This window comes from Chitinophaga fulva, assembly GCF_012927205.1.
Classification (GTDB): Bacteria; Bacteroidota; Bacteroidia; order Chitinophagales; family Chitinophagaceae; genus Chitinophaga; species Chitinophaga fulva.
This window is the reverse complement of record NZ_JABBGC010000001.1, coordinates 2,428,016-2,441,255: the sequence shown is the minus strand read 5'-3', so window position 1 is coordinate 2,441,255 and position 13,240 is coordinate 2,428,016. Positions and strand designations below refer to the sequence as shown.

Sequence of the window (13,240 nt, the reverse complement as noted above, 5' to 3'; positions counted from 1 at the left end):
ATTTTTGTATACGGCGTCACTGAAAAGTACGCGCTGGCACTAGGCAATTATCTTTAAGGAAGATTACATGACAGACATTACCAACGCACTGGCCAACAAGCCGGTGGTAGAAGCCATACAATATCTCCTGGAGCAATATCCGGGTGCCGTGGCGTTTTCTACTTCCTTTGGCCAGGAAGACCAGGTAATCGCAGACATTATCTGGCGTAACCATTTACCCGTAAGGGTATTTACTCTGGACACAGGACGCCTGTTCCAGGAGACCTATGACGTAATGGACGTCACCCTTGCCCGTTACAAACAGCCGATCGAAGTGTTTTACCCCGAAACAGCGGCCGTAGAAAAACTGGTCAGCGAAAAAGGCCCCAACAGCTTTTACGATTCCGTGGAAAACCGCAAACAGTGTTGCGGCATCCGTAAAGTAGTACCGCTCAACAGGGCGCTGGAAGGCGTAAAAGTATGGATCACCGGACTACGTGCCGAACAATCCGAAAACCGCCACGATATGCAGACGCTGGAATGGGACGAACAACGCCATCTCTATAAATACAATCCCCTGATCCATTGGGGGTATGATGAAGTACTGGCGTACCTCTCCCAACACAACGTTCCCTATAACAAACTGCACGACAAAGGCTTTATCAGCATCGGTTGTGCACCCTGTACACGCGCCATCGAGCCGGGAGAACATCCGCGCGCCGGTCGGTGGTGGTGGGAACAGTCGCAGAAAGAATGCGGCCTGCACGGATAAAAGAAAACAGCCTTTGCAATCATAAAATCATTGTCACCCATGACACATCAGATAAACTGGGAATTTCCACAGGCGCTGGAAGATGAAGCCATATACATATTACGCGAAACAGCCGCCCAATTCGAGAAGCCGGTACTGCTCTTCTCCGGTGGTAAAGATTCCATTACCCTCGTGAGATTGGCCCAGAAAGCCTTTTATCCGGGCAAGGTACCCTTTCCGCTGCTACATGTAGACACCGGCCATAACTTCCCGGAGACCATCGAGTTCCGTGACTGGCTGGTCAACACTCTGGGGCTCGACCTGATCGTCCGCAACGTGCAGGACAGCATTGATCAGGGCAAAGTACAGGAAGAAACGGGCAAATACGCCAGCCGCAACGCCCTGCAGACCGTTACCCTCCTCGATGCCATCGAAGAAGGAAAATTTGACGCCTGCATCGGCGGCGCACGCCGCGACGAAGAAAAAGCCCGCGCTAAAGAAAGAATATTCTCCGTACGCGATGAATTCGGTCAGTGGAACGCTAAAATGCAACGCCCTGAACTGTTTGACATCCTCAACGGAAAAATCAATATCGGTGAAAACGTGCGCGTATTCCCTATCTCCAACTGGACAGAGCTGGACGTATGGAACTACATCCGCCGCGAAAAACTGGAAATACCTTCCATCTACTTTGCACACGAAAGGGAAATCATTGAGCGCGACGGTCTCTATTGGCCTTACTCTGCCTACCTCAACACCACCGCCGATGAAGTGCCTTTCCGCCAGAAAGTACGCTTCCGCACCGTTGGCGACATGACCTGTACCGCTGCCGTGCTGTCCGAAGCCGATAAGCTGGAAGACATCATCGCAGAAATCATGGAAGCCAAAATTTCTGAACGTGGCGCACGCATAGACGACAAACGCTCTGAAGCCGCCATGGAGAAAAGAAAACAGGCAGGTTACTTTTAACATTTACTTCTTACAGCAAAAAAGCGAACGCATATGGAGGTTTTACGTATAGCCACTTCCGGTAGTGTAGACGATGGGAAAAGCACCCTGATCGGCCGTCTTTTATACGACACCAACTCTATCCCCCAGGATAAAATGGAGGCGCTCCACGCCGCCAGCAAACGCAAAGGGCTCGACTTCACCGACCTGTCACTGCTGACAGACGGCCTCGTGGCAGAAAGAGAACAAGGCATCACCATCGACGTGGCGCATATCTATTTCTCTACCCCCAACCGTAAATACATTATCGCCGATACGCCCGGCCATATTGAATATACCCGTAACATGGTGACCGGCGCCTCCAACGCGCAGGTATCACTCATCCTGATCGATGCCCGCAAAGGCATCGTGGAACAAACACATCGCCACTTTTTCATCGCCAACCTGTTGCGCATTCCCTACCTCGCAGTGTGTGTCAACAAGATGGACCTGGTGGAATACAGCGAGGCCCGTTTCAATCAGATCGTGGAAGATTTCCAGCAGCTGCTCGCCGGCGCCTCCTATAAAGCACAGGAAGTGAAGTTCATCCCGATCTCCTCCCTGTACGGCGAAAATGTGGCCACCCGCACCGGTATCATCAACTGGTACCAGGGCCCTACCCTGCTCGATTACCTTGAAAAAATCGCCTTTGACCAGGAAGATAACCGACACCCGGCCCGCTTCCCGATCCAGAGCGTCATCCGGCCGCGTACCACCGAATACCACGATTTCCGTGGCTTCGCCGGCAAAGTGACCAGTGGCCATTTCAACGTGGGCGATGAAATCATCTCCCTGCCATCAGGACAGAAAAGCAGGATCAAAACCATCGAGCAGTTCGAAAAACAGCTGCCTGCCGCCCATGCCCGTGAAAGTGTGGTCATCACCCTTGAAGATGAAATTGACAGCAGCCGGGGCAATATGCTGGTAAAAACAGACAACGTTCCCGAACAACGCAAAGAAATCACCGCCAACATCTGCTGGATGGACCAGCAGAAACTGGTCGCCGGTAAAACCTACCTGCTCCAGCATGGCATTAACCGCGTGAAAGCAAAAGTGCAGCAGATCAACTTCGTCATCGATGTAACCAGTTATCAACACATCGAAGGCAAAAATGATATGGGTCTAAATGATATCGGTAGCATTACCCTGAAAACAGCCCAGCCTATCTTTGCTGACATCTACGCGAAAAACCCCGCTAATGGCGCGTTCATATTGATTGATGAGTTCAACAATACGACCGTTGCTGTCGGAACTTTGATATGAACTGTGATGGTCATGATTACAGCCGATTACACTAATTAGCGGAGATTGATACGACTTTCAGGACTGAATAAAGCAATATAAAAACAAGGGCCCGGTGAAGATATCACCGGGCCTTATTTTATACTCAAATCAAACAATAATATGCTATTCTAAACTCGTGCTGATCTCCGCTCTAATCTTCTCCAATCAGGAGAATCAGCAATAATCATGACCATCACAGTTACGGTTATATGTTTTTGAACATGTCCGCTGTCATCTTCTCCAGGTCATATTCGTGTTTCCAACCCCAGTCGGCGCGCGCGAGGCTGTCGTCCATGCTGTTAGGCCAGCCGTCAGCGATTTGCTGGCGATAGTCCGGCTCATAGCTGATGGCAAATTCAGGAATATGTTTTTTGATTTCTGCCGCGATCTCTTTGGGAGAGAAGCTCATAGCAGAGAGGTTATAAGCAGAGCGCACAGATATTTTGGAGGCATCGGCTTCCATCAGTTCGATGGTAGCGCGGATAGCGTCCGGCATATACATCATAGGCAGATAAGTATTCTCTGACAGGAAGCTGGTGTATTTTTTATTTTCCTTTGCTTCATGGAAGATTTCCACCGCATAGTCGGTGGTACCGCCGCCCGGAGCAGACTTATAGCTGATCAGGCCGGGATAGCGGAGACTTCTCACGTCTACGCCATAACGGTGGTTATAGTACTCGCACCAGCGTTCACCGGCAAATTTGCTGATACCGTAGATGGTAGTCGGTTCGATGATAGTGTGTTGTGGTGTGTCCTGCATCGGGGAATTAGGGCCGAATACCGCGATGGAGCTGGGCCAGTATACTTTATCAATATTCTCTTCCTTAGCGATATCGAGTACGTTGAGCAGGCTTTGCATATTGATATGCCATGCCAGCAGCGGATTTTTTTCACCGGTGGCAGACAGGATGGCCGCCAGCAGATATACCTGGGTGATGTTGTGCCGGATGATCAATACGTGCAACATCTCTTTGTTCATTACGTCCAGCGACACATACGGGCCTGTTCCTTTTAGCAGATCATGTTCTTCGCGCAGATCCGATGCCACCACATTGGCATCTCCATACATTTTCCTTAACGCCAGGGTCAGCTCCACGCCTATTTGTCCGCAGGCACCAATAACCAGGATCTTATCTTTCTTCATATAACGAAAATTGAAAGCAATAATTTGAGAGCGTAATATTAACAGGTTCGGCGATATTTCCGTTCCACCGGCCCACGCGCATGACAATGCTATAACAATAAAAACTGCAATGGGTGGACTTTCCAATCCCGGATTACAAAAGTATGACAATTTTAACTTTTCGTATAGGGTTGAGCTGTCAGTACAGGGGTCTGTTAATGCCGGGAAAGACTATCTTTGCATGGCGATTAATGACCCAATAGTTATAAAATTATGAAGCATTTAAAATCATTGTTCAAAGAACAATACAATCCGGAAAATTTTTTCCTGATTGCTGGTCCGTGTGTGATAGAAGAAGAAGAGCTGCTGATGGAAGTAGCAGAGAAAGTTTCAGGTATCTGCAAACGTCTGTCTATTCCTTATGTTTTTAAGGCTTCCTACCGGAAGGCCAACCGTACGAGCGTACATTCATTTACCGGTATTGGTGATGTGGAAGGGCTGGAACTGTTGCAGAAAGTGGGCAAAACTTTTAACGTACCAGTTACTTCTGATATCCACTCCGCTGCCGAAGCCGCTATGGCCGCAGCTTACGTGGACGTATTACAAATCCCTGCCTTCCTTTGCCGCCAGACAGACATCTTGTTGGCCGCAGCAGAAACAGGCAAGGTAGTTAATGTAAAGAAAGGTCAGTTCCTGAGCGGTGAATCCATGAAATTTGCCGTAGAGAAAATACAGGGAGCGGGCAATGAACATATCATTTTGACAGAGAGGGGTACCACCTTCGGTTACCAGGACCTGGTGGTAGACTATCGTAACATTCCGGTGATGAAACATCTGGGACAGCCGGTAGTAATGGACTGTACGCACTCTTTGCAGCAGCCTAACCAAACCAGCGGCGTTACTGGTGGTAATCCACAGATGATCAGCACCATTGCCAAGGCGGCTATTGCCACCGGCGCTGACGGGCTGTTTATTGAAACCCATCCGGAGCCTTCCCGTGCCAAATCTGATGGCGCCAATATGTTGCGTCTCGATCTGCTGGAAGAACTGCTGGAAAAACTGGTAGAACTGCGGAAAGTAGCGGTGAAATTATAAGGTCTGCTTCCCCTTGTTGTTTTGGTTCGTTTTGTGTAAATTCATGAAACACTAAAAACAGCTCACTATGATCAGTTTACACCATTTAAAAGCCGGAGATACGGTAATTACCAGCTACGCAGGTGTAGAGAAACCGGGGAAGATTCTACAGGTGGATCATGAGGATAAAAAAGTGCTTGTGGCCACCGATAATGACACGAATGAGTTTTGGTATGATCTCGACAACCTGCACTCTATTCCGTTGGACGAGGCTACCTTACTCAGATTGCAGTTCCATCTGGACGCTAACCAGTCCGGCAATGGCAAAGGCAAATTGTATGTCCGGGGACCGTTCTCCGTGCGCGTACATGACCAAGGCAATCAGCCCTTGCTTCAGTTGCATTACCGCGATGAAACGAGGAACCTGAATGCGCCTATTACGCTGAATGAATTGCAGAACCATTATCATGGTATGACCAATTTCCATCTGGAATAAAAGCCGGATGAAGCATATACGACAAAGAGGATGTGACCGGGCACCGGTTGCATCCTCTTTGTCATTTCAGGACTGCCTTTTATGTCAACAAAAGCAGTCTGTGATGGGTTTTGCCTTGATGCAAGCCCACCTATCTAAATAAATTAAAAAAAATAAAGATTTGTTATCAGAGGTAACGCAGGGGATTTCTTCTGCCGTTGAGAATATAATTCTTCATATTCATCCAGAAGGCGAGGATCATGTAGACGATGACAGGTGATCCCATGGTCAGGAAAGTAGCATAAATGAAAAAGAAGCGGATCCTGGAGGTAGCTACGCCCAGTTTCTCACCGATGGCGGAACATACGCCAAAGGCCTTCCATTCCAAAAAGTCTTTAATCCGGTTCATGTTTCAAATGTATCAAATTTCCCCCGGAAAAACAATAGTGGCCGTCACTGCCGTAATTTAACAGGAGCGCGGCCGGAGCGGTGCGGGCGCCGGTTGTCCCAGACAGGGGGTAAAAACTTAATATAACATTTTTTAACAATTCTTTTAAAGGTGGGACCCAATTTGCCAGGCTTGTTTTTTTAGTATCCGGTCGGGTAAAATTCTGCCAGTATCTTCAGTAATTAATTTAAAAACTTGTTGTTTTTAGTTAATTTTGCGAGCAATTTTTAACCGCTCTTAAATTATTTTTTTCCCATGGTGTTTGATATTGACATGATTAAAAGAGTGTATGCGGCACTACCGGGTAAAGTGGAAGCAACCCGTCAGCTGTTAGGCCGTCCGCTCACACTTGCCGAAAAGATCTTATACGCACACTTGTATGCACCAACTACCACGCCTTTTGAAAGAGGCAAATCCTACGTTGAGTTTGCGCCGGACCGTGTAGCGATGCAGGATGCGACCGCCCAGATGGCGTTGCTCCAGTTTATGACCGCCGGCCGCGAAAAAGTTGCGGTTCCCTCCACAGTACACTGTGACCACCTTATACAAGCCAAAGTAGGCGCCACACAAGATTTGGCGGCTGCTGTTGACACTAATAAAGAAGTTTACGATTTCCTTTCTTCCATCTCTGACAAATACGGCATCGGTTTCTGGAAGCCCGGCGCTGGTATCATCCACCAGGTAGTGCTGGAAAACTATGCATTCCCCGGCGGTATGATGATTGGTACCGACTCCCACACCCCTAACGCTGGTGGTTTGGGTATGCTGGCTATCGGTGTTGGCGGTGCCGACGCGGTAGACGTAATGGCCGGTCTCCCCTGGGAGCTGAAAATGCCAAAACTGATCGGTGTGAAGCTGACCGGTAAAATGAGTGGCTGGACTTCCGCCAAAGACGTTATCCTGAAAGTAGCAGGTATCCTGACCGTTAAAGGCGGTACCGGCGCTATCGTGGAATACTTCGGCGAAGGTGCTGACAGCCTGAGCGCCACTGGTAAAGGCACTATCTGTAACATGGGTGCTGAAATCGGTGCTACCTGCTCCGTGTTTGCTTACGACAGCAAAATGGCTGACTACCTGAAAGTGACCAGCAGAGCAGAAGTTGCTGCCCTGGCTGACGCGGTGAAAGATCACCTGCGTCCGGACGCTGAAGTGTATGCAGATCCTAAAAAATACTTCGACGAGGTAATCGAAATCGACCTGAATACCCTGGAGCCTCATGTAAACGGTCCTTTCACTCCGGACCTGGCATGGCCTATCTCCAAATTTGCACAAGCGATCAAAGAAAACAACTGGCCTGAGAAACTGGAAGTAGCCCTGATCGGTTCCTGCACCAACTCTTCCTACGAAGACATCTCCCGTTCTGCGTCCCTGGCAAAACAAGCCATCGACAAACAACTGGACATGAAATCCGAATTCACTATCACACCAGGTTCTGAACTGGTACGTTATACCATCGAAAGAGACGGTCTGCTCGCTACCTTTGACCAGGTAGGCGGTGTAGTGCTGGCTAACGCCTGCGGTCCCTGCATCGGTCAATGGGCCCGTCACATCGATGACCCTAACCGTAAAAACTCCATCATCACTTCCTTCAACCGTAACTTCGCGAAAAGAAACGACGGCCTGGCTTCTACCCACGCTTTCGTAGCTTCTCCTGAAATCGTGACAGCACTGGCTATTGCAGGTGACCTCACCTTCAACCCGCTGACTGACACCCTGAAAAACAAAAACGGCGAAGACGTGAAACTGGACGAACCTACTGGTTTTGAACTGCCGGTTAAAGGTTTCGCAGTAGATGATGCCGGTTACCAGGCTCCTGCCGAAGACGGTAGCAAAGTACAGGTGATCGTATCCCCTACCTCCGACCGTCTCCAGCTGCTGGATGCTTTTGCTGCATGGGAAGGTACAGACCTGAAAGGCCTGAAACTCCTCATCAAAGCAAAAGGTAAATGTACCACTGACCACATCTCCATGGCCGGCCCATGGTTGAAATACCGCGGTCACCTGGACAACATCTCCAACAACATGCTGATCGGCGCGGTAAACGCGTTCAACGATAAAACAGATACCGTTAAGAACTCCCTGACCGGTGAATACGGTGCTGTTCCTGCTACCATGCGTGCTTACAAAGCTGCCGGCGTCGGTGCAGTGGTAGTAGGTGACGAAAACTATGGTGAAGGCTCCAGCCGCGAACACGCTGCCATGGAACCCCGCCACCTCGGCGTTCGTGCCATCCTGGTGAAATCTTTCGCCCGTATCCACGAAACCAACCTGAAAAAACAAGGTATGCTGGGTCTGACCTTCGCTAACAAAGAAGATTATGACAAAATCCAGGAAGACGATAGCATCGATATCCTTGGCCTGACTACCTTCGCTCCAGGTAAACAACTCTCTGTAGTGCTGCATCACAAAGACGGCAGCACCGATGAATTCGCTGTAAACCACACTTACAACGAACAACAGATCGAGTGGTTCAAAGCTGGCGGCGCGCTGAACGTAATCCGTGCAGAAGCTGCTAAAAACAAAAAATAATTCAACCTACGGTTGAATCAAATATGTGGAAAACGGGCAGAGCTTTCTGCCCGTTTTTCTTTTTAAATTGCCCCCGTAAATCATCACCATATGCCCACTCCCGTTATCAGCGAAACCTGGACCCAACTGAATCACCTGTATACTGCTGACACGACGCTCGTTCAACAAACCTTTGCGGACATTCAGGCCGCCTACCACGCCCCCGAAAGACACTATCATAACCTGCAGCACATCACCCAGCTGCTGACGCTGCAAAACATGTATGCCGGTCAACTTCAGGAACCGGACGTAGTGCAGTATGCCATCTTCTTTCATGATATTGTATACGACGCACAGCAGCGTGACAACGAACAACGAAGCGCCGTTGCCGCAGTGCAGTACCTCCGGCAAACCCGCTTTCCCACGGAGAAAATTACCGCCGTGGAGGAATTTATTCTGGCAACCCAGACACACATCAACACCCAAAACAACAGTGATCTTGACTACTTCCTGGACTTTGATCTGCAGATACTGGGCGCTTCGCCGGAAACCTACCAGGCATATGTGCAGCAAATACGCCAGGAATACAGCATATATCCAGATCTCCTCTATCATCCCGGCAGGAAAAAGGTTTTACAACATTTCCTGGAGATGCCTGCCATTTACCGTACCCGTGATTTTCAACAACAATATGAAACACAGGCCCGGCAAAACATACAGGCAGAACTAAACAACTTATAACGGAAACAAATGCATATGAAAAGTATCGTCGTTTTTTGCGGTTCCAGCACCGGCCTTGATCCGGTATATATGGACCAGGCTCTTCAACTGGGCGCAGCACTTGCCCAACGCAACATCACACTGGTATATGGCGGCGCAAAAGTAGGCCTGATGGGCGCCGTAGCCGATGGCGCATTACAGGAAGGGGGAAAAGTAATTGGCGTATTGCCACATTTCCTTCAACAGAAAGAACTGGCGCATAATGGTCTCACCGAACTGGTACTGGTAGATACCATGCATGAGCGCAAAACCAAAATGAATGAGCTGTCAGACGGCGTGATAGCGCTGCCAGGCGGTTTTGGCACCATGGAAGAGTTGTTTGAAATGCTCACCTGGGGACAGCTGGGACTGCATCAGAAACCTGTCGGCATGCTCAATGTCAACGGTTTTTACGATGCGCTGCATCAGCTGTCACAAACCATGACGGAGAAAGGTTTTCTTTCTGCTGCCAGCCGTGACATGCTGCTGTACAGCGATCAGATAGATGAGCTGCTGACGAAGATGGAACAATACCATCCTGTGGAAAAACCGAAGTGGATCACACCGGCGCAGAGCTAGTTCATTATTGCTTCTTTCTTTTCTTTCAACATATTAGCCCTCCACAGCGGTTTCTTTAACTCGAAACGGCGGACCAGGCTTACCCTGAAATTGCCCGCTCCGAAAGCCTGATAGGTATGCGGTTCGGGCATTTTGCTGCGGGTAGTCATACCCACATAGTGAATACCTGCAAAATAGCGGCTGGAGTTATAGCCTAGCGATGCCCGGATCGTATTACTGAACTGAAGCCCCACATTATGGCCCACCTCACCATTGTCGTAGTGCAGGCCGGTTTTGGCTGCGCCGAGACCGGTAGTCACTGACAACGACAGGAAAAAGTGTTGCCGGTAAACGAACGTGTGTGCATACCCGATATTGGCCGCCAGGCTAACGATCCCGCTTTTGAAATAGTGCTGTTCCCGCAGGAAGGTAGTATCCGCAATATTGGCAGGAATGAGGGAAGAGTCTCCCTTGATGTTCGCGAGAAAAAATTCGCCGCCCACAATAAAAGACCCGGCACTTTTCTTTTGATATTCATTTTGCAGGTTAGGCGCGCGGTAAGAGAACCGTTTGTCATTAAAGATATACTGCACATTCAGGCCCAGTCCCCTGTTCCGTATATCAGGCCGTTGAGGATAAGGATTCTGTTGAGCGTATTCTTTCCCGAAAACCTTCTCCGGATTGGCGATATAATATCCTTTGTAAGATTGTCCGTAAAAATCGACCACCAGCTTACGCAGGTAGATATGCGATTGCAGGTCGATATAACGGGTATTACCGAACCTTTCGTTGTGCCTGTTGATAAAGGGGAAATTAAACCCCAGGTTGATGCCGATAAAGCGGTAGTTGGCCCCCACTCCGATATTGAAGGGGGTATTAGGGCGGTATAATATGTTTTTCTTTTGTTTTCTGTCTATGATATCGTAACTGGTGAATTTACGCGATCCATAGAGGCGGAAGGTAATATCTTCTGTATGCTCTTCGATATAGGCCGTGTCATTCTTCGTTTGCAGCCATTTGAAGAATTTCCCCTGGGCCATTGCATGAACGCATCCACATACCATCGCCAATATTAATAATACAAATTTGGTCATAAGCTTTTTTGTCGTGACAGGTATCCACAGGAGGATCAGCCGGGTAATTCAATGACTTCCAATTGTTCAATGCGGCCCTGATCGAGCCGGAACCGGAGCAGGGTTTTTACTTTATGCCATCCTTGCTGGCCACAGGCGCCCGGGTTCATGTGTAACAATTGCAATGCCGGGTCGGGCATCACTTTCAAAATATGGGAATGCCCGCAGATAAAGAGTTTCGGAGGGTCTTTTTTCAGCACCTCGCGGATACCGGGTGCATATTTCCCCGGATAGCCGCCAATGTGGGTCATTAATACCTCTACCCCTTCTAGTGTAAAGCGGAGGGTTTCCGGGTAACGGATACGGATATCCGCGCCGTCGATATTACCATAAACGGCCCTGAAGGGCTTAAAAGCTTCCAGCTGGTCAGCCAGCGCTACATTGCCGATATCGCCCGCGTGCCATATTTCGTCTACCTCTTCAAAATACTTAAACACCTGTGGATGCAGATAGCTGTGCGTATCCGACATTAACCCGATTTTTTTCAACGGAAATACTTTATAGCTTTATATGATTATTTTTTATTTTTAGTTCTATGCAAAACTCCCCTGTACAAACGATCGCCTGCCTGTTGATATGCTGTCCTGACCGGCCTGGTATTGTAGCCGGTGTTTCTGTGTTTTTTTTCCAACTCGGTGCAAATATACTCGATGCGAGCCAACACAGTACCGATCCGCGTGAAGGATTGTTTTTCATGCGTATGGAGATACAGCTTGACATTGCTGACAGAGCCGGGCTGGAGCAGTCTTTCCAGGAAAAAGTGGCCACTCCCCTGGCGATGGAATGGCAGATCCATTACAGCGACCAGCGCAAGAAGATGGCCATCATGGTATCTTCCTACGACCATTGCCTGATGGAACTGCTATGGCGCTGGCGCAATGATGAGCTGGCCGTAGACATCCCTGTGGTGATCTCCAATCATACCAAACTGGAAAAAGAATGCACTTCACTGGACATCCCGTTCCACTATCTGCCGGTAGATACCAGCAACAAAGCAGCACAGGAGCAGGCGGCCATTGACCTGCTAGAGCAGCATAACGTTGATTTCACCGTATTGGCACGTTATATGCAAATCCTGTCGCCCCGCTTTGTAGGACGGTATCCCCAACGCATTATCAACATACATCATTCCTTCCTGCCCGCTTTCGCCGGCGCCCGTCCTTACCTCAACGCCTATACGCGCGGCGTAAAGCTGATTGGCGCTACCGCTCACTACGTCACCAATGAGCTGGACGAAGGCCCCATCATTGAACAGGACGTTGCCCGGGTAAGCCACAAACATGCCGTAGACGACCTGGTGATGCTGGGCCGCGATATAGAGCGGCAGGTGCTCACCCGCGCAGTGAAAGCCCATATCGAAAACAGGGTGATTGTGCATGGTAATAAGACAATTGTGTTTTAAAATACCCCTATAGGATATTTAACAAAAAATCCCTGTTGATAAACCATCAGCAGGGATTTTTTGTATATATGATCTTTTGATGTCAGACGCCGGACCATTATTTGTTGATAAACCTCGCCAGTTTCTTTCCGGAAACAGCGTAAGCTTCTTTGATACGTTCGCCGGTATCGAAGTCGAAACCGCCAAATATGCGGCCAGGCGCATTATCCACGGAGATTTTAGCAACCGTTTTTTTGCTGCCTGTTTCCACGATGAGCACCTCCGCATCGATGTAAGCGTTTTTACGCATAACACCCACATTGAAACCTGGTTCCACGAAGGTGGTATGGAAAACCAGCGTGTATTTAGCGCCGGAATAGTCGCCTACTTTGGTATCGCTGTTCTCATTAAAGAGTGACTGAAAGCTGGGCTCGAAGCGGTCTTTACGGTCATTTTTCCAGGCTTTGGCCCAGTTATCGCCTTTACCCGCTTCTTTCTGGTTGTATTCCGTTGTTTTCTTCTGGATGTAGTCCGCTTCATTGTCGAACTTGCCGACTTTCAGTTGATCGTAGGTGAATTCAACATTCACCTGTTTTTCATTTTTCAGGGCAGACAGATCGCCATCGATCAGTTTGATTTTCTGCGCCACCGCAGGGAGTCCGATGGTAGCCAGCAATAAAACTGCCGCCACTTTGGGGATGATTTGCATAATCGTGTGGATTTTGGGCAAAACTATGAAAAGAGAGAAGTATAATGGTGCGTATTTCTACCTATTTTTTC

Annotated in this window: 14 protein-coding genes; 9 read left to right on the top strand and 5 right to left on the bottom strand. The window is 48.9% G+C overall.

Annotated elements, in window-relative coordinates; translation table 11 throughout:
• Positions 1–67 precede the first annotated feature (67 nt).
• The 3 genes from HHL17_RS10200 to HHL17_RS10190 are packed head-to-tail and all read left to right on the top strand — an operon-like array spanning position 68 to position 2,980.
• A complete protein-coding gene (locus tag HHL17_RS10200) occupies positions 68–751 on the top strand; it encodes a phosphoadenylyl-sulfate reductase (RefSeq protein ID WP_169224618.1) in 684 nt (227 codons plus the stop codon).
• A gap of 39 nt (positions 752–790) precedes the next feature.
• Positions 791–1,699 carry a sulfate adenylyltransferase subunit CysD gene (cysD, locus tag HHL17_RS10195; RefSeq protein WP_168869605.1) on the top strand — a complete coding sequence of 303 codons (909 nt, stop codon included), beginning with the start codon at positions 791–793 and terminating at the stop codon, positions 1,697–1,699.
• 33 nt (positions 1,700–1,732) lie between these two features.
• Positions 1,733–2,980 carry a sulfate adenylyltransferase subunit 1 gene (locus HHL17_RS10190; protein ID WP_169224617.1) on the top strand — a complete coding sequence of 416 codons (1,248 nt, stop codon included), beginning with the start codon at positions 1,733–1,735 and terminating at the stop codon, positions 2,978–2,980.
• A gap of 226 nt (positions 2,981–3,206) precedes the next feature.
• Here HHL17_RS10190 and HHL17_RS10185 read toward each other — a convergent pair whose 3' ends face one another.
• A complete protein-coding gene (locus tag HHL17_RS10185; protein WP_169224616.1) occupies positions 3,207–4,145 on the bottom strand; it encodes an NAD-dependent epimerase/dehydratase family protein in 939 nt (312 codons plus the stop codon).
• 252 nt (positions 4,146–4,397) lie between these two features.
• On the opposite strand from HHL17_RS10185, the gene kdsA reads away from it, so the two are divergent.
• Both kdsA and HHL17_RS10175 read left to right on the top strand, forming a co-directional pair.
• On the top strand, positions 4,398–5,219 hold the full coding sequence (gene kdsA / locus HHL17_RS10180; protein WP_169224615.1) for a 3-deoxy-8-phosphooctulonate synthase: 822 nt from the start codon (positions 4,398–4,400) through the stop codon (positions 5,217–5,219).
• A 67-nt stretch (positions 5,220–5,286) separates the two neighbouring features.
• Entirely contained in the window at positions 5,287–5,694 is a 408-nt protein-coding gene (locus tag HHL17_RS10175; protein WP_169224614.1) for a hypothetical protein, read from the top strand.
• Positions 5,695–5,860: 166 nt separating this feature from the next.
• Here HHL17_RS10175 and HHL17_RS10170 read toward each other — a convergent pair whose 3' ends face one another.
• Positions 5,861–6,082: a PspC domain-containing protein gene (locus HHL17_RS10170; RefSeq protein ID WP_169224613.1), complete on the bottom strand. Its 222-nt coding sequence runs from the start codon at positions 6,080–6,082 to the stop codon at positions 5,861–5,863.
• A 294-nt stretch (positions 6,083–6,376) separates the two neighbouring features.
• Here HHL17_RS10170 and HHL17_RS10165 point away from each other — a divergent pair, with 294 nt between their 5' ends.
• The 3 genes from HHL17_RS10165 to HHL17_RS10155 all read left to right on the top strand — a co-directional run bounded on the left by HHL17_RS10165 (position 6,377) and on the right by HHL17_RS10155 (position 9,967).
• Entirely contained in the window at positions 6,377–8,650 is a 2,274-nt protein-coding gene (locus HHL17_RS10165; RefSeq protein ID WP_169224612.1) for an aconitate hydratase, read from the top strand.
• Between the two features lie 90 nt (positions 8,651–8,740).
• Positions 8,741–9,370: an HD domain-containing protein gene (locus HHL17_RS10160; RefSeq protein WP_169224611.1), complete on the top strand. Its 630-nt coding sequence runs from the start codon at positions 8,741–8,743 to the stop codon at positions 9,368–9,370.
• Between the two features lie 15 nt (positions 9,371–9,385).
• Positions 9,386–9,967, top strand: coding sequence for an LOG family protein (locus HHL17_RS10155; protein WP_169224610.1), 582 nt, complete (start codon positions 9,386–9,388; stop codon positions 9,965–9,967).
• On the opposite strand, the gene HHL17_RS10150 is transcribed toward HHL17_RS10155, so the two are convergent.
• Positions 9,964–11,040 (bottom strand): DUF4421 domain-containing protein, encoded by a 1,077-nt coding sequence (locus tag HHL17_RS10150; protein WP_169224609.1) that lies wholly within the window; start codon positions 11,038–11,040, stop codon positions 9,964–9,966. The genes HHL17_RS10155 and HHL17_RS10150 overlap by 4 nt on opposite strands.
• A gap of 35 nt (positions 11,041–11,075) precedes the next feature.
• Positions 11,076–11,549: a metallophosphoesterase family protein gene (locus tag HHL17_RS10145; protein ID WP_262889031.1), complete on the bottom strand. Its 474-nt coding sequence runs from the start codon at positions 11,547–11,549 to the stop codon at positions 11,076–11,078.
• Positions 11,550–11,614: 65 nt separating this feature from the next.
• Between HHL17_RS10145 and purU the strand changes: the two genes are divergently transcribed.
• Positions 11,615–12,481 (top strand): formyltetrahydrofolate deformylase, encoded by an 867-nt coding sequence (gene purU, locus HHL17_RS10140; protein ID WP_169224607.1) that lies wholly within the window; start codon positions 11,615–11,617, stop codon positions 12,479–12,481.
• 97 nt (positions 12,482–12,578) lie between these two features.
• Here the strand turns inward: purU and HHL17_RS10135 are convergent, their stop codons facing one another.
• Positions 12,579–13,169 (bottom strand): hypothetical protein, encoded by a 591-nt coding sequence (locus HHL17_RS10135; protein ID WP_169224606.1) that lies wholly within the window; start codon positions 13,167–13,169, stop codon positions 12,579–12,581.
• Between the last annotated feature and the right edge of the window lie 71 nt (positions 13,170–13,240).

What these genes read in the sequence shown, in the direction of transcription:
- HHL17_RS10200 (WP_169224618.1), top strand. Translation starts at nt 68, where the DNA reads ATGACAGACATTACCAACGCACTGGCCAACAAGCCGGTGGTAGAAGCC.
- cysD (WP_168869605.1), top strand. Translation starts at nt 791, where the DNA reads ATGACACATCAGATAAACTGGGAATTTCCACAGGCGCTGGAAGATGAA.
- HHL17_RS10190 (WP_169224617.1), top strand. Translation starts at nt 1,733, where the DNA reads ATGGAGGTTTTACGTATAGCCACTTCCGGTAGTGTAGACGATGGGAAA.
- HHL17_RS10185 (WP_169224616.1), bottom strand. Translation starts at nt 4,145, where the DNA reads ATGAAGAAAGATAAGATCCTGGTTATTGGTGCCTGCGGACAAATAGGC.
- kdsA (WP_169224615.1), top strand. Translation starts at nt 4,398, where the DNA reads ATGAAGCATTTAAAATCATTGTTCAAAGAACAATACAATCCGGAAAAT.
- HHL17_RS10175 (WP_169224614.1), top strand. Translation starts at nt 5,287, where the DNA reads ATGATCAGTTTACACCATTTAAAAGCCGGAGATACGGTAATTACCAGC.
- HHL17_RS10170 (WP_169224613.1), bottom strand. Translation starts at nt 6,082, where the DNA reads ATGAACCGGATTAAAGACTTTTTGGAATGGAAGGCCTTTGGCGTATGT.
- HHL17_RS10165 (WP_169224612.1), top strand. Translation starts at nt 6,377, where the DNA reads ATGGTGTTTGATATTGACATGATTAAAAGAGTGTATGCGGCACTACCG.
- HHL17_RS10160 (WP_169224611.1), top strand. Translation starts at nt 8,741, where the DNA reads ATGCCCACTCCCGTTATCAGCGAAACCTGGACCCAACTGAATCACCTG.
- HHL17_RS10155 (WP_169224610.1), top strand. Translation starts at nt 9,386, where the DNA reads ATGAAAAGTATCGTCGTTTTTTGCGGTTCCAGCACCGGCCTTGATCCG.
- HHL17_RS10150 (WP_169224609.1), bottom strand. Translation starts at nt 11,040, where the DNA reads ATGACCAAATTTGTATTATTAATATTGGCGATGGTATGTGGATGCGTT.
- HHL17_RS10145 (WP_262889031.1), bottom strand. Translation starts at nt 11,549, where the DNA reads ATGTCGGATACGCACAGCTATCTGCATCCACAGGTGTTTAAGTATTTT.
- purU (WP_169224607.1), top strand. Translation starts at nt 11,615, where the DNA reads ATGCAAAACTCCCCTGTACAAACGATCGCCTGCCTGTTGATATGCTGT.
- HHL17_RS10135 (WP_169224606.1), bottom strand. Translation starts at nt 13,169, where the DNA reads ATGCAAATCATCCCCAAAGTGGCGGCAGTTTTATTGCTGGCTACCATC.